Raw genomic sequence first — 18802 nt, 5'->3', positions numbered from 1 at the left:
CCCATGAATCTCAGCCCAAGAGAAAAAGACAAGCTTCTGATTTCCATGGCGGCCATGGTCGCCCGGCGCAGGCTGGAGCGCGGCGTCAAGCTGAACTATCCCGAGGCGATTGCGCTGATTTCTGATTTCGTCGTCGAAGGCGCCCGCGATGGCCGTGCCGTGTCCGAGCTGATGGAGGCGGGTGCCCATGTGATCACCCGCGACCAGGTGATGGAGGGCATTGCCGAAATGATCCATGACGTGCAGGTCGAAGCGACATTTCCCGATGGCACCAAGCTGGTGACCGTCCACGAACCGATCCGCTGACGCCATGCTGGAGCTTCGCCCCAATTGTGAATGCTGCGACCGCGATCTGCCGCCTGACAGCCGCGAGGCGCTGATCTGTAGCTTTGAATGCACCTATTGCGCCGCCTGTGCTGAGAGCGTGCTGGCCGGCATCTGCCCCAATTGCGGTGGCGAACTGGTGCGCAGACCGATCCGCCCGGCGAGCAAGCTCGTCAACAATCCGCCATCCACCACGCGGGTTCTGAAGGCGGAAGGCTGCAAGCCCTCGCACGCCGCCTGATCGGTGATCCATCCGGTCGTTCCGGATGTATTATTCATGCATGAACAATGTGGTTTTCCGGCCTGCCGGGAACCGATGACGGGAGAGACAGTGATGAAACCGGGTGAAATCATTGCCGCAAGTGGCGAGATCGAGCTGAATGCCGGTCAGCCGACCGTGACGATTGAAGTGTCCAACACCGGGGATCGTCCGGTTCAGGTGGGCAGTCATTATCATTTCTTCGAGACCAATGCGGGCCTATCCTTCGACCGCGACAAGGTGCGCGGCATGCGGCTGGACATTCCGGCGGGGACTGCGGTGCGCTTTGAACCGGGCCAGACCCGGGAAGTGACGTTGATTCCGCTGGCCGGTAAACGCGAGGTTTATGGCTTTCGTCAGAAGGTGATGGGCAAGCTGTGACCTGTTTTGCAAGGCTGACGGTGCTGGCCGGTTTGACGCTGCTGTCTCTGAGTGGTGGCGTTTTGGCGCAGGCGCGCGATTGCCGGGACCCGAAAACCCAGAGCGATATGACCGCCTGCGCTGTGCAGGATTTCGACGCGGCGGACAAGGCCATGAATGCCCAATGGAAAATCACCCGCAAGGTCTTCGTTGAGCAGGATACAATGCTGGACGATGATCTCAAGGGGGCTGAAAAGGCCTTGCTGAAAGCCCAGCGCGCCTGGATCGATTACCGCGACGGTCAATGTGAGGCGCAGGGATTTTATGTCCGGGGTGGCACGATGGAGCCCATGGAGGTTGCCGCCTGCAAGGCGGAAATGACGAAGACGCGGACCAAGGAATTGAAATCCTTGTCCGAAACTCGATAAGCAGATCGGACAGGCATGGATCGCAAGATCATGATCATTGGCAATGGTGAAGTTCCCCAGGAGGTTGCGGACGCCATTGATGCTGCCGATATGGTCATTCGCTTCAATGGCGCGCGCAATTTCGGCCTGGCCGGACACCGAACCGACGTGATGGCGGTGTGCAATACCGGCCGTCCCGCCAAGGCTATGCTGGCCGATTGCGCCTGGCGCAACAGCCCGCCGGTCGACACCAGCGGCGCGATCTGGTCGGTGCGCGATCCCGCCAAGTTCGAGGCGATGAAGCCGGAGATTCTGGTGAATTTTCCCGAACTTGACGATCTGTTTGAGGATCAAACCGACAATTTTGCCGAATTTGCCCGCAGCAATGGCAAGGATCACGTTGTTCTGCCTGCCTTGGCCCATGAGGCCGCAGTGGCGGCATTGGACCCCTATGATCCCGGTCTCTATGTCACGCCGAGCAGCGGCCTGGTAGTGATGAGCCATGTTCTTCGCGATCCGGCTTTTGCCGGAGATCGGATTTTCGTTGCAGGCTTTTCGCACCAGGGTTGGGATGGCCATCCTTTCGCTGCGGAACGGCAAGTGATCGACGCACATATCGAGGCCGGGCGGCTGACGCGCCTTGGGCCTTCACCCCAATCTGTCCTGTCCCAAGGAGCCTGACCATGCCTTTCAAAATGTCCCGCGCCGCCTATGCCAGCATGTTCGGCCCCACGACCGGGGATAAAGTGCGGTTGGCCGATACCGAACTGTTCATCGAGGTGGAAAAGGATTTCACCCATTATGGCGATGAAGTGAAATTCGGCGGCGGCAAGGTGATCCGCGATGGCATGGGGCAAAGCCAGGCAACGCGCGTCGACGGCGCGGTTGATACCGTCATCACCAATGCGCTGATCGTCGATCACTGGGGCATCGTCAAGGCCGATATCGGACTTAGGGACGGCCGGATCGTGGCAATCGGCAAGGCGGGCAATCCCGATACCCAGCCAGGCGTCAATATCATTGTCGGCCCCGGCACGGAGGCGATTGCCGGGGAAGGCAAGATCGTCACGGCGGGCGGCATGGACAGCCATCTCCATTTCATCTGCCCGCAGCAGATCGAGGAAGCGCTGATGAGCGGGCTGACCTGCATGTTGGGCGGCGGCACTGGCCCTGCGCATGGCACGCTGGCCACCACCTGTACGCCGGGTCCCTGGCATATTGCCCGGATGATCGAGGCGGCGGATGCCTTTCCGATGAACCTGGCTTTTGCGGGCAAGGGCAATGCCTCATTGCCCGGCGCGCTGGAGGAAATGGTGCTGGGCGGCGCATGCGCCCTGAAATTGCACGAAGACTGGGGGACGACGCCCGGTGCCGTCGATTGCTGCCTGTCGGTGGCCGACGACTACGACGTGCAGGTGATGATCCATACCGATACGCTGAACGAAAGCGGTTTCGTTGAGGATTCCATCAGTGCCATCAAGGGCCGTACCATTCATGCCTTCCATACCGAAGGGGCAGGTGGCGGCCATGCGCCAGATATCATCAAGATCTGCGGCCAGCCGAATGTCATCCCGTCTTCTACCAATCCGACGCGGCCCTATACGATCAATACACTGGCCGAGCATTTGGACATGCTGATGGTCTGCCACCATCTCAGCCCGTCGATCCCGGAAGACATTGCCTTTGCCGAAAGCCGGATCCGCAAGGAAACCATCGCGGCGGAAGACATTCTGCACGATATCGGCGCGTTTTCGATCATTTCGTCGGACAGCCAGGCCATGGGCCGGGTCGGCGAAGTGGCGATCCGCACCTGGCAGACGGCGGACAAGATGAAGCGTCAGCGCGGGCGGCTGCCATCGGAAACCGGCGAGAACGACAATATGCGCGTCAAGCGCTACATCGCCAAATACACCATCAACCCGGCCATTGCCCATGGTCTCTCCCATGAAATCGGCTCGATTGAAATCGGCAAGCGCGCCGATCTGGTGATCTGGAACCCGGCCTTTTTCGGCGTCAAGCCGGATATGGTGCTGCTTGGAGGGTCGATTGCCGCAGCCCCGATGGGCGACCCCAACGCTTCGATCCCGACGCCGCAGCCGGTTCATTATCGGCACATGTTCGGCGCCTATGGCAAGGCCCGCACCAATTCCTCCGTCACCTTCGTGTCTCAGGCCTCGCTGGATGTGGGGCTGGCCCAGCGGCTCGGCGTTTCCAAGCAATTGCTGGCGGTAAAAAACACCCGCGGCGGTATTTCCAAGGCATCGATGATCCACAACAGCCTGACGCCACATATCGAGGTCGATCCTGAAACCTATGAAGTGCGTGCCGATGGCGAATTGCTGACCTGCGAACCGGCCACGGTCTTGCCGATGGCACAGCGGTATTTCTTGTTTTGATGGGCCTTGCTGTGAGTTTTTCAGGGGCAAAGATCGAAGAGAAGGGCGGCCCCGTCTATACGGGGTCCTCTTTAGTTACGAAAAGTGCAAGGGCGCATCGCGATAGGGGTTGCGATTGGAGCAAGCGTCTTTACGTTCGATCCATCTCCAGGCCTAAAGCCTTTGCAATGCGCTTTATGAGTGGGGTGCAAAGTTGGCCCGCTGGAGGCAGTGACTGATGTTCCGAAACCGCTTGTCGAAATATGGCCTCTGCTTTGCCGGGATGGCCCATTTTATAATGAGCAAGTGCTTCATAGGCCAGCACGCAGCACTTGTTGAACGGGTCAAGGGAGCTGAGCGTTGAGAACAGATCAAGGCCTTCCCCCACTTTGTTGAGTTCGATCAAGACGGAGCCACGAGAGGCTTTTAAGGTGTCTTCTGTTGGCCGTATCGATAGTGCTTCTGCTGTCCAGCGATCCAAATTTTCGATATTGTTTACAGTGTCTCGCAAAAGAGACCCTGTGACCAATGCGTCTATAAGAAGTATTCTTTCGGTGGAAGAGAGATCGCTGTCGAGTTCCTGTTCGAGAGCCTGGAGATAGTCGTCAAAATTGCCATGCAGACTATTTTCATTCCAGTAGATTAAAAATGCGACGCGCTCTGATGCTTCGTTAAATATCGGCGTCGTTCCATTTTTTTCGGAATAATCGAGGACGCGCATTAAATACTGCTTTCTGTAGACCTCGGTTTCATTTTTCCTGCTAATAAGAATTTGAAATATTTGAAGGCCGTCGTTTGGAATTTTTCGTCCAAAAATGTAAATATGTCCGGGGACTGCGTTGATGAAAATTATCGATATTTGAACGACTACTCCAGTTGAAAGCAATATATTGGGACATTGATGATCCCTAAATGCCACAAGGAAATAAAATAATATTGATAAAAATATAAAATTGAAAAACAGGCCGCCGGATAAATAAATTAATTTTTCTAGCCGACGCTCAGAGTTCAGCGGAGGGAAAATCGAGACCAAGCCTGCTATTGGATATTTATGAAGAACGATGTCGATATTTTTAATTTGAAATTGCCAGATAATCCGGCCTATGCCGATGCGAATTTCTCTCAACTGCAACCTGCCGAGGCGTGCTGCAAAAGCGTGGCCAACCTCGTGTAAAATTGTTCCGAGGATGAGAGAGGCGATGAAGGAAAGCGTTATGGCGATTAGGTAGGTCAAGCACGTCCTGTCGTTGATGAAGACTGGCAGGCCAGGGACGAGCTTCTAACCTAATTGTTTCCCAGGAAAACGCAAATCGATTTCCTGGGTGGCTTGGACGGATTTGACGCTTCCATCACCCCGAAAACGGCTTTTGCATCAGCCCTGAGGAATTGTGGCCAGTCCGGTACTCATTCAGGGCCTCAACGTAAAAATCGTCCCAGAATTCATTGGCATCCTTTGCCGAAAACATCGTCTTTGCGGTGCGATAGGCGGCTTGGCGCATGGCTTTGTAGGCATTCTGGTCGGCCATGGCGGCGACGACTTCGTTCAGGCTTTCTTCGGCCAATCGTTCGATTTCACGGGCGTGGATCTCGGCAAATTCCGGCGTGCTGCGGTCGTCGGCAATGTGTTTCCACTCACCAATGTCAGTGGTCTCCATGTCGAGCAGGATGCCGTTCTGCCGGTGCTTGATGAATTCCGGCAGGGCGCCCTGTTTCGTGGCGATCACCGGCACATAATTGGCCTCAGATTCAATCGCGCTGAAGCCGAATGTGTCGCAAAATGTGGTCAGCAGCGAGAAATGTGCGTTGCGCAGGATTTTCAGCACTTCGCTATTGGGAATGTTCTGGACATGGCGAACATTCGGCAGGCTCAACAATTTGCGGTAACGATCGAAGTAGCCGGGCACCAACGGGTCCGTCCAGGACATCGGTCCGACTTCCACGGTGGAGACGATATCGACTTCCAGCGGAATGCCGCGCTCCATGGCGAGTTCGGCCATGCGCACGCCAACGCAGCCGCCCTTGCGAGCAAAGTGATTTCCGACGAAGACGACGCGGATCGGCCCCTGGTTTTCCTCGTTGAACGTATCTGGCCGCTCTTCGATTTCCATATTTGGATAGCGCACAAACAGTTTGCGGTTCAGGGTCTCATAGGCAGGGTTGTTCCTATGGGTTTTTTGAAAGATCCGGCGCGCATGTTCGGAAATCGCGCCAATGCCCAGACAGCGGTCGGAAATCAGACGCCGGGTCATGAAGGCATAAAGGGCGGATGTCTCAATGCCAAAGCCGCGCGGCATATGGGATTCAAAAGAGATCATGAAGGGCGTCGCGCTCATCGGTATCCGGTTGAACGCATGAATGAGGTCGAACCGGCGCGGCGGAAATGGCGACAGGACCGTGATGCCTTCCAGCTTTGGCGATACGTAGTTCATCGGCACAAAATTGCGATTTTCGATCATGTGCCGGCTGTGGCGCGGTGAATTGAAGCGCCAGGGGTAACGGGTCGGTGCTAGCACCGACAAACGGGTATTTCTGACGGAGGGGTCCCGGTCAATGGCTCTGCCCACCGGACCATTGGTGCCTTCTACGACAGGCAATACATGCCGGGTCATAGGCTGCTTTTTCGCATTCAACATCGTTTCCGTCTCCAACCCTACCCAATACCAAAAAAGATCTTCTGTCGGCGATTGGCATTCGAAAGCCTGTTTCGATGCCGAATTTTGTGCAAATTCTTAACAAATCGTTAAGGTCGAATATTTCCGGATTAAAATACGCAACAAAGTTTTTTGCAATGCTTCAAGATCTGTTTTGTCTGTTTTTTTATGTGATAATCGCCCTCTGCATCGACCATTAAAGGTATAGATCTTAAATTAGGGCAATAATGTGCTATTATGAAGCTTTGTTAAAGTTGTGATCGATTGCATACGTTGCTGTCGAGGCAGCAGTGGCCAAGGCATCGCGGTTGGTCTTCTATACAGCGCGCGCAATAGGCCGGTTTGCCCGGTTTGAGCTTTTGCCGCGTTAAAAGCGAAACTGGCCATCATTATGCAATGCCGAATGGGTCCGCCATGCACTATGCGCATGTCAGGCATGCTGCGGCGTCCAGCATGCTGTTTTATGCTGCGCCGCACATGGTTATGCGGTAATCGAAAGGCTGATCCCGGTGGCCCGGTAAAAGGCCGCTTTTCATCATTTTTACGCTTCATCATGTCTATCAAAGGAGATCAGCGATGCTTATTGGCAGAAAAGTGCCCAGCGTCACGTTTCGTACCCGCGTTCGCGATGAAGAGGTCGGTGGCCCAAACCCCTTCCGTTGGCAAGATATGACCTCGGATGATTACTTCAAGGGCAAGAAAGTCGTGCTCTTTTCGCTTCCGGGTGCTTTCACTCCCACCTGCTCGACCTTCCAACTGCCGGATTTCGAAAAGCTTTATAGCGAGTTCCAGTCTGCCGGCATTGACGACATCTACTGCATTTCGGTCAATGATGCTTTCGTTATGAATGCCTGGGGCAAGCAGCAGGGCCTGGCCAATGTCAAGCTCATTCCCGATGGCTCCGGCGAGTTCACCCGCAAGATGGGCATGCTGGTGTCCAAGGACAATCTCGGCTTCGGCATGCGTTCCTGGCGCTATGCGGCTATCATCAACGATGGCGTGGTGGAGCAGTGGTTCGAAGAAGAGGGCTATTCCGACAATTGCGATAGCGACCCTTATGGTGTGTCTTCGCCGCAGAATATCCTGGAAAAGCTGAAGGACAAGCAGGCGGCGTAAGACGAAGGCTCATTTTCAAAGAGCCTCCTTACGCGTGGTTAAACACGTCTGCGAGACCAGAAAAAGCCCGGCTGCGTGCCGGGTTTTTTCGTTTCGGTCATGCATGGGCCGCTGGTATTTCCATTAAAGCGCCGTCCACCCAACATGATGCACTAACGTTTGCTGTATCGCTTTATGCAGGCGCGCCCCTGTCTTTGCCCGGATGATCTGTTTTGGCTGTTCGTGTATTGAAATGATGCGATGGCCCATACAATCAATCGTTAAAATTCTAGGTATTGATTTAGGAAACGACACACAAAACAGGCCTATCCCAGAGAAAAGCAGAGAAGGGGGCGGCAATTGATTCGAATATTGAACTGGCTTTCGCTGCGCCGAGGATTTGAAGATCTCTCGCAAAGGGGAAACATTTTCAGCTTTGTCATGCATCTGATGTTTTCGTCTGTTTCGCTTGCGCTTGGCTTTCAGATCGTTGCCCTGCCTTTCTGTTGGGTGCTGGGTCTGATGCCGATGCCGCTCATCGATGCGGTCAAGCTCAGCGTGGCGATGAGCTGGTTGTTGGGCAGTTTCGTGGCGACGATCACCGGTGTCTTCGTGGCGCGTGAAATCCGCAGTCTCGCCATCGCCAAGGCCAAATACGAGCATTTGAGCCGGATTGACGGTCTGTCTGGTCTGCTGAACCGGCGCGCCTTCTCGGAAGCGCTGGACCAGACGGAGGGGAACGCTTCGCTGGCCATCGCCGATCTCGATTGGTTCAAGTCGATCAATGATGCTTACGGCCATAGCGCCGGCGATTTCGTCATTCGGGCCGTGGCAGACATTCTGTGCCATTTCGCCAGTAATCCGCATGTCACGGCCAGGCTTGGCGGCGAGGAATTCGGTTTGATCATCCAGGGCGACACGATCCAGCAGCGGTTTGAGCGGATCGACATGATCCGCCGCAGCATTTCCGACCTTCGGCTGCATTTCGACGGTCGGTTGATCTCGACCTCGATCTCGATCGGCGTTGCGGAAATTTCGCCGGAAAGGCGCCCGGAAGTGGTCTATGCTGCGGCCGACCGCGCGCTTTACCGCGCCAAGGCCAATGGCCGCAACTGTATCGTGCACGAAATGACTCATGGCCCGCAGCCTTTGAAACAGGCTATCTAGGCTGCATCCTGAGCGGCTCGCTCATTCCTTTGATATTTACGATAACAGCCGCACAAGTCCTTTTGCCTGTTGCGTCCGGCCTTTATTTTGCGCAAACTTGGCGCTTGCCAAGGCCGGAGCTTTATCGAAGGCTGTCGACCAAATCCGGTTTCGTCAATTGATATCTGCGTTGCGGAGCCACTGGCGATCCGCAAGGCCATGGAGTACCGATGCTGCGTGTGATCTCTTATCTTCCGGCCAAAGATGTCCTTGATCCGCCGGTATCGACAGTTGTTCTGGCCCATGACATGCGCCATTTGCGTCGTAAGCTGCTGCATCTAGCCGATGGCGAGATGGTGATGCTGGACCTTAAGGAAGCGGTGCTGTTTGCCGATGGCGACCGCCTGGTGCTCGAAAACGGCGACCAGATCGCGGTGAAGGCCGCCGATGAGCGGCTCTACGCGATTGAACCGCGCGATGGGCAGCATCTGCTGGAACTGGCCTGGCATCTTGGCAACCGCCATCTGCCTGCCCAGATCGAGCCGGATCGCATCCTGATCGGTCGTGATCCGGTGATCCGCGCCATGCTGGAGGGGCTGGGCGCGACGGTCAGCGAGGTGGTGGAGCCGTTTCAGCCGGTGCGCGGCGCTTATCACAGCCATGGGTCGCATGCCCACCACGCCCATTCCTGATCAAACATGACCATTGCTCTCGACACGCTCGGCCTGATCCGGTTGATGACATGGCTCTCGCCGGCCTTTCCCATTGGCGGTTTTGCCTATTCCGGTGGACTGGAAAAGGCGGTTGAGGATGGGTTGATCGAGGGTGACGGCACCGCCACCGGGCGCCAAGAGGCGTTGCTGGCCTGGCTGACATCGCTGCTGGATCACGGCGCAGTTTGGAACGATGCGGTGCTTCTGGCCGAGGCCTGGCGGGTTTGGAATGTGCCGCAGTCCCTAACCGAGGTGTCGGATCTGGCGCTGGCGCTGGCCGGCTCTCGGGAGCGCTATCAGGAAACCACGGCGCTCGGCGCGGCGTTTCGCGATGCGGCCCGCTCCTGGGCGAACCCGTTTTCGGTCCTATTGTCCGGTCCGGTTGCCTATCCGGTGGCGGTTGGGGCAGTCGGCGCCTTTCAGGGAATAGGTTGCGAGGCAGTGCTTGCCGCCTATCTGCATGCGGCCCTGTCGCAGCAGGTCTCGGCTGGCATTCGCCTCAGCCTGATCGGCCAGACTGGAGGCCTCGCCATTCTGTCGCGGCTCGAAGCGCCTGTGGCAAGACTGGCTGCCCGGGCCGTCCAGTCGGGGTTGGACGATCTTGGAAGCGCCACGATTGCCGCGGACATCGTTTCGGCGCGCCATGAAGGTCAAGCTGTGCGACTGTTCCGGTCGTGATATCGCCAGCTTTAGAAGCTTGGATAAGAACAAGAGAATAACAAGGGGAAAAGCATGAAATCGGCAAATGGTCCGTTGCGGGTTGGAATTGGTGGCCCGGTCGGCTCAGGCAAGACGGCACTGACGGAAAAGCTGTGCAAGGCGATGCGCGACCGCTATTCGGTGGCCGTCGTCACCAATGATATCTACACCCGTGAGGATGCCGACGCTTTGATCCGTATGCAAGCGCTGTCTTCTGACCGGGTGGTGGGCGTGGAGACCGGCGGCTGTCCGCATACGGCGATCCGGGAGGATGCGTCGATCAATCTCCAGGCGATTGCCGGACTGAACGAGCGTATACCCGATCTTGACGTGATTTTCATCGAATCCGGTGGCGACAATCTGGCCGCGACCTTTTCGCCCGATCTGGCCGATGTGACGATCTACGTGATCTCGGTCTGTCAGGGCGAGGAAATTCCCCGCAAGGGCGGGCCGGGCATTACCCGCTCGGATTTGCTGGTCATCAACAAGAAAGACCTGGCGCCCTATGTCGAGGTCGACCTTGATGTGATGGATCGCGATGCGGCGCGTATGCGCGAGAGCAAGCCCGTCGTCTTCACAGATATGAAACGTGGTGAAGGTGTTGGTGACATTGTCCGCTTCCTTGAAAGCCATGGAGGCCTTTGACATGACGGATATTCGTCGTTTTGGGCACTATGATGTGACGATCATGGTCGATGGTGTCTTTAGGGCGCCGATTGAACATCTGGATCACGCCAGCAGTGAAGCAGTGCGAAATGCGGCGGTCGCGGCGTGGCCGGCACGCACCATTGACATGGACGTCAATTTTTTCCTGCTGTCGGGCGCTGACGGAATTACCTTGGTCGATGCAGGAACAGGACCCTATTGGGGACCTGAATTGGGGCTCGGCAGGGCAGCGCTGGAGCGGGCAGGAATAAGCAGCGCTGATGTGCGCCGGGTTCTCCTCACCCATTTGCATGGCGACCATGCACTGGGCCTTTTTGACGACGTCGGGCAATATTTTGCCGACGCGGAAATCGTTGTCCCGGAAGCGGATCTGGCTTTCTTTACGAAAGCCGAGCTGAAGGAGACCATCCCCATCTATCGGCGCGGTGGATTCGACATTGCTGCCCGCCTGCTGGAAATCTACGGCGATCGGGTGCGACCTGTCCTGGAAGGACCGGTACTTCCTGGCATAGAGATGGTTTCCATGCCCGGCCACACGCCTGGTCATTCCGGCTATCTGATTGGCGAGGGAGCGGAAAAGCTCATGCTTTGGGGCGATCTGGTACACGCGTCCAAGCTTCAATTTGATGATCCCGATTTCTACTTCATCTACGATGCGGATGCACGACAGGGCGCCAACAGCCGCCGGACCATCTTCACCCATGCAAGCGAAAAGGGCTGGACTGCCACAGGCGGCCATGTCTCCGGTTTCGTGCGTGTGGAAAAAGCAGACAAGGGCTGGCGTTTCATCACGGTCTGATTTTTGAGGAAACCGTGAAAAGTAAAAGGGATGAAGCGGTTAAGTACCCCGTTTACCGCTTGTCCCTTTCACCATTTTTGATCTTTGAGCCTTGGTATTATATAGCATAGGCGACAGGAACAGATTTTTTGGCCTTTGACTGATGCGATGCCTGTCAAATCTGTCGGAGTGTGTTGACATCGTTGATCTGGACCATCCGACCGCGCACGGTAACGCCGCTGTGCCGCAGGGTGGAAAAGGCGCGTGACAGGGCTTCGGGCGCAAGGCCCAGCTTTCCGGCCAGCAGGCTTTTCTGGAAGGGCAGGCGGATCGACACAGCACCGCCACCATTGGGGCAATTGTCGATCAGATATTGGGCCACACGTTGCGGAGCGGTTTGCAGCCGGTCATTGGCGATGCAATCCATGGTGCTGCGCAGGTAATTGGACAGGCAGCGGATCACCGAACGGGCGATGTCGTTTTCCTGCTCTGCAAGCTGGCGTACTTTGGCGAGATCAAATCGCGCCACGGTCACATGCTCCGCCGCCTGGGCGTTATAGTGATAGGTATCGCCCATGGCCAACAGGCTTTCGGCAAAGGTATCACCACCGCCGCTGATGCGGATGTCGGCTTCGCGTCCGTCCTTGTTCAGGCGATAGAGGCGGACATAGCCGGTCAGCACGCAATAGAAATAATCGGCAGGGTCGCCCTCGCGAAACAGAATATCGCGCGCCTCGAAGCTCAACACTGTCGCCAGTTCCAGCATCCGGTTTAAAGAGCCCGGGCCGAGCGTGGCCATCAGGGGTGATTTTACCAGAATATTGCGATCGCGACTGTTCAAATTCAAAACCTTGTTCACGGCCAGACCGTCCTTTTCCTTCAGCCCTTGCGCAGCAGCGCCCGCCTGATAGCGGTATGGTTCATAAGGGGAATGGGTGGTCGCAACGGCTCGGTCTTGCGTGGGACATCATAGCTGTTCCCATTGGTGCAAGACGGCGCCCTCTTTCCCACCATCGGCCCCCGCCACTGGTCGATGGGGGTAATCTAATGGGAAAATCGGGCCAATGGTTTGATTTCGATCAATAGCCAATTACAATCACAGGTTTGCGTGATTGCAGCTCCGTTCAACGGATTAAGCAGGGGCTTCGGGTGGAAAACCGAACCCGGCACAAGGCGATACGCTATGGCTGCCGTATCGCCTTGTGGGATCTGTCATTTTCAATGGTTTTCGTATCAATCCCGTCCGAACGGTCCCGCTGAGAGGCGTCTTGGCGGATGGGCAGCACCGGCTTCCAGGCCATCCATGCGGGCTTCGAGCGTGGAGATCTGGGCCGCGGTCTGGTCGTGTAAATCGGTGAGTGTTGCGGTGTCGAGCGGCTCTCGTTCCTGTTCCTTGGCGCCGACCAGCCTGCCGAAGACGACGCCCAGCAGGCGTGACAGATCGTCCATGACAAGGAAGAAGGAGGGGACGACGACAAGGCTCATCACCGTCGAGACGATGATGCCGCCGATCACGGCGATGGCCATGGGGGAGCGGAACGAGCCGCCTTCGCCGACGCCCAGCGCCGAGGGCAGCATGCCCGCCGACATGGCAATCGAGGTCATGATGATCGGTCTGGCGCGTTTGCGGCCCGCCTCGACCATCGCTTCGACACGTTCCATGCCGTGGCGGCGCATTTCGATGGCAAAATCGATCAGCAGGATGGCGTTCTTGGTGACAATCCCCATCAGCATCAGGATACCGATCAGCACGGGCATTGACAGTGCATTATGGGTGATGATCAACGCCACGGCCACGCCGCCGACGGCCAGCGGCAGCGACAAAAGGATGGTGAAGGGCTGGATGATGTCCTTGAACAGCAGGATCAGCACGATCAGCACCAGCAGCAGGCCAAGGATCATCGCATTGACGAAGCTCGCCAGCATTTCCTTCTGGACCTTGGTGTCGCCGGTTTCCTTCAGATAGACGCTGGCGGGAATCTTGGCGGAGGCAACGGCCTGCTTGAAGGCTGCCGTCGCCGTATCGAGCGCCACGCCTTGCGGCAGGTCGGCGCCGATCGAGACCACACGGTCACGGTGATTGCGTTTGATCGAACTGATGCCTTGCGTGTAGTCAATATCGACCACGGTGGAGAGCGGCACCATGGAACCGGCGGCAGACTTGATTTTCAACGCCCTTATGGCGCCAAGGTCGCGACGCTGGCCAAGCGCCGCCTGAACCCGGATCGGGATCAACCGACCGTCCAGCGAGATTTTCGGCAATTGCGCATCGATATCGCCGATGGTTGCGACTCGAAGAGTTTCGGAAACCTGCTGGGCGGTAATGCCCAATCTTGCCATTTCATCGGTTTTCGGACGGATCTGCAATTCCGGGCGCGGCAGCGAGCCATCGGCGCTGACATTGGCCAGCACTGGCACGGTGCGCAGCTTTGCTTCCAGAATGCTGACCGCCTCGGTCAGATCCTCTTCGTTCTTGGAGAGGAAGTAGAATGCCATGTCGCGGGCACCGCGATCGTTCATCTTCTGGACGCGCATATCGGGAATGTCGTGCAGTTTGGCAAAGACCTGTTTTTCGATCTGCCATTGCGGGATCGTGCGACCGTCGACGGTCATTTTCGGCAGGTGAGGGCCGATCAGCGGCAGGCCACCGATCAGTTTGTTGACCACGGTTTTGACCAGCGAATGCTCGATGCGGAAGAGTTGCAGGGTTACGGACGCCCGCCGCAGCTCCAGATCACCACTGGGCGAGGTGCCGCCCTGGACAAAGACCGATTGCACGCCGGCGAGCGGCTTCAAGGTCTCGGTGATCTGCCTGGCCCGACTTTCGGTCTCGTCCAGCGTGGCATTGGGCGGCAGCTCTATTGAAAGCGTGATCCGCCCGGCATCTTCTGGCGGCAGGAAGCTGGTGGGAACCTGCATCAGCAGGCCGACCGACACCACCAGAAACACCAGCGCTGCCGCCAGTGTCAGATAGCGGCGATACCATGTGCTGGTGGTCGTCAGGACAAGCCGCGTATAGAGCCGCATGAAGCGGCCTTCCTGCCCTTCGTCCTCGTCATGGCCGTCTTCCGGCCGCATCAGATAGGCGGCCATCATCGGGGTGATCAGCCGGGCGACCAGCAGCGAAAACAGCACGGAAAAGGCGACCGTCAGGCCGAACTGGATGAAATATTGACCGGGAATGCCGCCCATGAAGGACACGGGCACGAAGACGGCCACAATGGTGAAGGTGGTGGCGATGACGGCAAGGCCGATTTCGTCGGCAGCCTCGATGGCGGCCCGATAGGGCGTCTTGCCCATCTTGATATGGCGGGCGATGTTTTCGATTTCGACGATGGCGTCGTCCACCAGAATGCCGGTGGCCAGTGTCAGGGCGAGGAAGCTGACGAGATTGAGCGAAAAGCCCATCATCTCGAGGATCCAGAAGGTCGGTATGGCGGAAAGCGGCAGGGCAATGGCCGAAATAAGCGTTGCCCGCCAGTTTTTCAGGAACAGGAACACCACGATGACGGCGAGGATTGCCCCTTCCAGCAGGGTATCGATAGCGGCGGTGTAATTGCCATAGGTGAAATAGACGAAATCGCTGATCAGGTTGATGCCGACATCAGGGTTTTTGGCCCGCACCTCATCAAGGCTCTTGGCCACCAGTTCGGCGACGGCCACGTCGGAGGCGCCCTTGGAGCGAAACACCGAGAAGGAGACCACCGGCTGGTTGTCGTACAGCGCGAAACTTTTCGGCTCCGTATAGGTATCGATGATCCGACCAAGATCGGCAAGCTTGACGAAGCGGTCCGAGGAAATGGCAATGGTGGTGGTGGCCAGTGCCTGGACATTACGGGTATCGCCCAGCACGCGGATCGCCTGTTCGGCGCCAGCCACCTGGCCCCGTCCCGAGCCGATATCGACATTGGTACCGCGCAATTGCTTGTTGACGTCGGCGGCGGTAATGCCCAGCGCGTTCAGCCGATCCGGGTCCAGTTCGATCCGGATCTCGCGGTCGGCACCGCCGATCCGGTCGATGCGGCCAATGCCCTTCTGGCCCTGGAGCGCGCGTTTGATCGTGTCATCGACGAACCACGACAATTCTTCAAGCGTCATGTTCGGGGCGGAGACGGCAAAGGTCTGGATTGCCTGGCCTTCGACATCGACCTTGTTGACGATCGGCTCATCGACGCCGGCGGGCAGATCGTTGCGGATCCGATCCACCGCGTCCTTGACATCCTGAACGGCCTGCTGGGTGGGAATTTCGATGCGGAACACCACCGAAGTGACGGACACGCCATCATTGACCTTGGAGGAAATCTCGTCGACGCCGTTGATCGAGGCAACGGCATCCTCGATTTCCTTGGTCACCTGCATTTCCAGTTCCGACGGCGACGCCCCACTCTGGGTGACGCTGATCGACACGACAGCCACATCGATATTCGGAAAGCGGGTAATGGGCAGGCTGTTGAAGGACTGGATGCCCAGCACCATCAGCAGGAAGAAGCCCAACAGGGGTGCTATCGGATTGCGGATTGACCAGGCGGAGAAATTCATCGTCTTGCCTCGTCAGTTGGATATTGCGCCGGTCTGGCTCACGGTTTCAAGCACCGGCCTGACCTTGTCGCCATCGCGCACGAAAGCGCCTGCTTTCAGCACCACCAGATCGCCCGGCTTGACGCCTGATGCCACCAGGATAAAGCCGTTTTCGATAATGCCGGTCTCGATTTTCACCTGCCGGACCACGCCATTATCAACGACGCGGGTAAAGCTGCCGGCCTTGCCGCTGTCGATTGCCGATAAGGGCAGGGCAATGCCCGAGGCGGAGGTGATGGTGATCAAGGCGCTGGCATACATGCCTTGGCGGGCCGCATCGCTATCATCAAGCAGAACATGCACCTCACCGAGCCTCGTCGTGGGGCTGACGGCGGGAGAGATCAGCCGCACATGGCCGCTGATCGGCGTTGCCTGTCCGGCAATGGCGATTTCGGCCGGTTGGCCGACCCGCATTTTTTGCATATCGCTTTCGGACACTTCGGCCACCAGCTCGATCTTGCTGTCGCGGATAATGGTGAACAGCGGCTGGCCGGAACCGGCAGCTATGGCGCCGATGCGGGCATTGCGCGCAGTGATCAACCCACCGAACGGCGCCTTGATATCGGTGCGGGCCAGTTTCAGATTAAGATCGGCGACCTGGCTGATCACCACTTTCAATTCGGCCTCGGCAATGGCGATGGACTGGCGGGCGCTGTCCACCTTGTTGCGGGCATTGATGGCAGAGGTCTCATATTGCTGGACCTGAGCGGTAGAAATCGTGCCGCCCGAGACCAGTGACTGGCCGCGCGCCAATTGGCGTTCCGCTTCTGCTGCACTGGCCTGCGCATCGATCAACTGGATCTTGTACTGGGCAAGCGAGGCCTCGGCCTTGGCCTGGTTGGCGGCATACTGCGCCTTTTGCAGGATCAGGCTATCGCCGTCCAGCGTTGCCAGAACCTGACCGGCCTTCACCTTGTCGCCGACATCGGCCAGGAGATTGCGAATGGCTATTCCATCCACTTCAGGCTGGACGTAAATTTCCTCCACCGCCTTGATGCTGCCGGTGCCGATCACCTTGTCGGTCAGGCTCTGGGTGCTGGCTTCGGCAACGACGATGGCCGGGAGCTGGGCATCGGTGCTGACTGCGGGTGCGGGAGATTGCGCGTTCGCGGCAGGTATAAAACCGCCCTGGCTAACCGATAGCAGCAGCGCCAGAACGAGCATGACTGGCCTGACGCGCAAAGTTTCAACCCGACTGTCCGTCACCCCTGGTCTCCTCCGAATGCCTGATTTATCACGCCGGATCGCGGCCTTGCGGACGAAGGCAGGGTGGGCGCGAGCCTTTTTCCCGGGGCGCGCTGTGACCAGGGACGATACGATTTCAAACATGTCTATTCAAATCCCTGGGGATCTATGGAAAACCCACAATACGCTAATATTATCGAAATGGCTTTAAATACAATGTCAGGTTTGTCGATCAACGGAAAACCCGGGTTTTTAATAGGGTTACGTTACGACAGGGCCGGTTGCAGCGCAATCCCGCCGCAGATAGAGCCGGTGCAGCGAAGAGGTTGCATTGCAATAATAGTTAAAGGAAAGCGCGCGGCTTCGACCTGATCGCGGATCGGCTTGTGTGGTAAACCCGGTTTTGCCCGCACGCGGTAGTCGGGCCTGTGCCAATATGAAAATCCCATGAAATAAGAGGGTTAGAACAAGCTCAGCGGGGCCGCTCAGTCAGCCTCTGGGAACCCCGCCGCCAGGGAACGGGATGAGGACCCTGGCGGCGAATACACGATAAAATTGAAAGTTTGATCTGACTATTTCAGCGCGGCATCGGTGATTTCATGGGTATAAGCACCCACGGGTTCCTTGGATATGACAGGATCAGAGCCGCCGCCAAGCAGGGTGGCCACGGTGCGCTTATAATCGGCCTCATCCAATGCGCCCTTGGAGCCTTCGGTCAGCTTGGCCACTTCGCTCATCATCCGCTTCTGATGCTTTTCGGTCTGGGCGCCGGAGGCGTCGTTGTCGAGAACGATACCAGCTGCCTCGTCCGGGTTCTTTTCAGCCCATTTCCAGCCCTTCATGGAGGCGCGGACGAACTTGATCATTTTTTCCTTGAAGGCTGGGTCTTTCAGCTTTGGCTCCAGCACGTAGAGGCCGTCTTCCAAGGTTGCGACGCCTTCCTTTTCATAGGGGAAGGTGATCAGCTGATCCGGCTTGATACCAGCATCAATCACCTGCCAATATTCGTTATAGGTCATGGTGGAAATGCAGGCGGCCTGCTTTTGCAACAGCGGATCAACGTTGAAGCCCTGTTTCAGCACTTTCACGCCATCAGCGCTGCCATCGGTCTTGATGCCCAGATGTGCCATCCAGGACAGGAACGGATATTCATTGCCGAAGAACCACACGCCCAGGGTCTTGCCCTTGAAATCAGCAGGTGTCTTGACACCGCTTTCCTTCAGACAGGTCAGCATCATGCCTGAATGCTTGAACGGCTGGGCGATATTGACTAGCGGCACGCCTTTTTCGCGGGTGGCCAAGGCAGATGGCAGCCAATCGACGATCACATCGGCACCGCCACCAGCCAGCACTTGCGCGGGCGCAATGTCCGGGCCGCCGGGCTTGATGTCCACATCAAGGCCTTCTTCTTTGTAATAGCCCTTGTCTTTGGCCACGTAATAGCCAGCAAATTGTGCTTGTGTGACCCATTTCAATTGCAGGGTCAGCTTATCGGCGGCATGGGCCTGCACGGCCAGCAATGACACGGTGCCAGCCATCAACAGTGAAGCAATTTTGCTTTTCATT

General features: G+C 57.2%; 18 protein-coding genes. 12 read left to right on the top strand and 6 right to left on the bottom strand.

Annotated elements, in window-relative coordinates; all coding sequences use genetic code 11:
* Window positions 1–3 precede the first annotated feature (3 nt).
* From FS819_RS11530 to ureC, 6 genes are all read left to right on the top strand, one after another.
* Window positions 4–306, top strand: coding sequence for an urease subunit gamma (locus tag FS819_RS11530; RefSeq protein WP_070149744.1), 303 nt, complete (start codon window positions 4–6; stop codon window positions 304–306).
* Between the two features lie 4 nt (window positions 307–310).
* Complete coding sequence (locus FS819_RS11525) at window positions 311–565, top strand: DUF1272 domain-containing protein (RefSeq protein ID WP_156546861.1); 255 nt, start codon at window positions 311–313, stop codon at window positions 563–565.
* 93 nt (window positions 566–658) lie between these two features.
* Entirely contained in the window at window positions 659–964 is a 306-nt protein-coding gene (locus tag FS819_RS11520; RefSeq protein ID WP_156542459.1) for an urease subunit beta, read from the top strand.
* On the top strand, window positions 961–1371 hold the full coding sequence (locus FS819_RS11515) for a lysozyme inhibitor LprI family protein (RefSeq protein ID WP_234624522.1): 411 nt from the start codon (window positions 961–963) through the stop codon (window positions 1369–1371). Before FS819_RS11520 ends, FS819_RS11515 begins: the two co-directional genes overlap by 4 nt.
* Window positions 1372–1386: 15 nt before the next feature.
* Entirely contained in the window at window positions 1387–2031 is a 645-nt protein-coding gene (locus FS819_RS11510; RefSeq protein ID WP_156546859.1) for a Urease operon accessory protein, read from the top strand.
* 2 nt (window positions 2032–2033) lie between these two features.
* A complete protein-coding gene (ureC, locus tag FS819_RS11505) occupies window positions 2034–3746 on the top strand; it encodes an urease subunit alpha (protein ID WP_234624523.1) in 1713 nt (570 codons plus the stop codon).
* A gap of 130 nt (window positions 3747–3876) precedes the next feature.
* Here ureC and FS819_RS11500 read toward each other — a convergent pair whose 3' ends face one another.
* Entirely contained in the window at window positions 3877–4959 is a 1083-nt protein-coding gene (locus tag FS819_RS11500) for a site-2 protease family protein (RefSeq protein WP_197433994.1), read from the bottom strand.
* A 115-nt stretch (window positions 4960–5074) separates the two neighbouring features.
* Window positions 5075–6358 (bottom strand): glycosyltransferase family 4 protein, encoded by a 1284-nt coding sequence (locus tag FS819_RS11495; protein WP_156546853.1) that lies wholly within the window; start codon window positions 6356–6358, stop codon window positions 5075–5077.
* A gap of 594 nt (window positions 6359–6952) precedes the next feature.
* Between FS819_RS11495 and FS819_RS11490 the strand changes: the two genes are divergently transcribed.
* The 6 genes from FS819_RS11490 (at window position 6953) to aidB (ending at window position 11494) form a co-directional block, all read left to right on the top strand.
* Window positions 6953–7492, top strand: a complete 540-nt coding sequence (locus FS819_RS11490) for a peroxiredoxin (protein WP_156546851.1) — start codon at window positions 6953–6955, stop codon at window positions 7490–7492.
* Window positions 7493–7831: 339 nt separating this feature from the next.
* Window positions 7832–8638, top strand: coding sequence for a GGDEF domain-containing protein (locus FS819_RS11485; protein WP_156546849.1), 807 nt, complete (start codon window positions 7832–7834; stop codon window positions 8636–8638).
* A gap of 209 nt (window positions 8639–8847) precedes the next feature.
* Window positions 8848–9309, top strand: coding sequence for an urease accessory protein UreE (ureE, locus tag FS819_RS11480; protein WP_156546847.1), 462 nt, complete (start codon window positions 8848–8850; stop codon window positions 9307–9309).
* A 6-nt stretch (window positions 9310–9315) separates the two neighbouring features.
* Window positions 9316–10008 carry an urease accessory protein UreF gene (locus FS819_RS11475; protein ID WP_156546844.1) on the top strand — a complete coding sequence of 231 codons (693 nt, stop codon included), beginning with the start codon at window positions 9316–9318 and terminating at the stop codon, window positions 10006–10008.
* A gap of 54 nt (window positions 10009–10062) precedes the next feature.
* The gene (ureG, locus tag FS819_RS11470) at window positions 10063–10674 is read left to right on the top strand and encodes an urease accessory protein UreG (RefSeq protein ID WP_070166548.1); all 612 of its coding nucleotides are present in this window, start codon (window positions 10063–10065) and stop codon (window positions 10672–10674) included.
* Window position 10675: 1 nt separating this feature from the next.
* The gene (gene aidB, locus FS819_RS11465) at window positions 10676–11494 is read left to right on the top strand and encodes an AidB family quorum-quenching N-acyl homoserine lactonase (RefSeq protein WP_156546842.1); all 819 of its coding nucleotides are present in this window, start codon (window positions 10676–10678) and stop codon (window positions 11492–11494) included.
* 154 nt (window positions 11495–11648) lie between these two features.
* Here aidB and FS819_RS11460 read toward each other — a convergent pair whose 3' ends face one another.
* From FS819_RS11460 to FS819_RS11445, 4 genes are all read right to left on the bottom strand, one after another.
* The gene (locus FS819_RS11460) at window positions 11649–12338 is read right to left on the bottom strand and encodes a Crp/Fnr family transcriptional regulator (RefSeq protein ID WP_070166970.1); all 690 of its coding nucleotides are present in this window, start codon (window positions 12336–12338) and stop codon (window positions 11649–11651) included.
* A 368-nt stretch (window positions 12339–12706) separates the two neighbouring features.
* Window positions 12707–16012 carry an efflux RND transporter permease subunit gene (locus FS819_RS11455; RefSeq protein WP_156546840.1) on the bottom strand — a complete coding sequence of 1102 codons (3306 nt, stop codon included), beginning with the start codon at window positions 16010–16012 and terminating at the stop codon, window positions 12707–12709.
* A 12-nt stretch (window positions 16013–16024) separates the two neighbouring features.
* On the bottom strand, window positions 16025–17215 hold the full coding sequence (locus FS819_RS11450) for an efflux RND transporter periplasmic adaptor subunit (protein ID WP_156547087.1): 1191 nt from the start codon (window positions 17213–17215) through the stop codon (window positions 16025–16027).
* A gap of 593 nt (window positions 17216–17808) precedes the next feature.
* Complete coding sequence (locus tag FS819_RS11445) at window positions 17809–18801, bottom strand: ABC transporter substrate-binding protein (RefSeq protein WP_156546838.1); 993 nt, start codon at window positions 18799–18801, stop codon at window positions 17809–17811.
* Between the last annotated feature and the right edge of the window lies 1 nt (window position 18802).

It is taken from the genome of Allorhizobium sp. Av2 (assembly GCF_021462805.2).
Lineage (GTDB): Bacteria > Pseudomonadota > Alphaproteobacteria > Rhizobiales > Rhizobiaceae > Allorhizobium > Allorhizobium vitis_G.
The sequence above is the reverse complement of the archived record's forward strand: the minus strand, read 5'-3'. Positions and strand labels throughout refer to the sequence as shown.

Excerpts from the sequence above, each read along its gene's own strand:
- ureE (WP_156546847.1), top strand. The coding sequence starts at position 8,848 with ATGCTGCGTGTGATCTCTTATCTTCCGGCCAAAGATGTCCTTGATCCG.
- FS819_RS11490 (WP_156546851.1), top strand. The coding sequence starts at position 6,953 with ATGCTTATTGGCAGAAAAGTGCCCAGCGTCACGTTTCGTACCCGCGTT.
- ureC (WP_234624523.1), top strand. The coding sequence starts at position 2,034 with ATGCCTTTCAAAATGTCCCGCGCCGCCTATGCCAGCATGTTCGGCCCC.
- FS819_RS11475 (WP_156546844.1), top strand. The coding sequence starts at position 9,316 with ATGACCATTGCTCTCGACACGCTCGGCCTGATCCGGTTGATGACATGG.
- aidB (WP_156546842.1), top strand. The coding sequence starts at position 10,676 with ATGACGGATATTCGTCGTTTTGGGCACTATGATGTGACGATCATGGTC.
- FS819_RS11450 (WP_156547087.1), bottom strand. The coding sequence starts at position 17,215 with ATGCTCGTTCTGGCGCTGCTGCTATCGGTTAGCCAGGGCGGTTTTATA.
- FS819_RS11445 (WP_156546838.1), bottom strand. The coding sequence starts at position 18,801 with ATGAAAAGCAAAATTGCTTCACTGTTGATGGCTGGCACCGTGTCATTG.
- FS819_RS11495 (WP_156546853.1), bottom strand. The coding sequence starts at position 6,358 with ATGTTGAATGCGAAAAAGCAGCCTATGACCCGGCATGTATTGCCTGTC.
- FS819_RS11525 (WP_156546861.1), top strand. The coding sequence starts at position 311 with ATGCTGGAGCTTCGCCCCAATTGTGAATGCTGCGACCGCGATCTGCCG.
- ureG (WP_070166548.1), top strand. The coding sequence starts at position 10,063 with ATGAAATCGGCAAATGGTCCGTTGCGGGTTGGAATTGGTGGCCCGGTC.
- FS819_RS11520 (WP_156542459.1), top strand. The coding sequence starts at position 659 with ATGAAACCGGGTGAAATCATTGCCGCAAGTGGCGAGATCGAGCTGAAT.
- FS819_RS11510 (WP_156546859.1), top strand. The coding sequence starts at position 1,387 with ATGGATCGCAAGATCATGATCATTGGCAATGGTGAAGTTCCCCAGGAG.
- FS819_RS11455 (WP_156546840.1), bottom strand. The coding sequence starts at position 16,012 with ATGAATTTCTCCGCCTGGTCAATCCGCAATCCGATAGCACCCCTGTTG.
- FS819_RS11530 (WP_070149744.1), top strand. The coding sequence starts at position 4 with ATGAATCTCAGCCCAAGAGAAAAAGACAAGCTTCTGATTTCCATGGCG.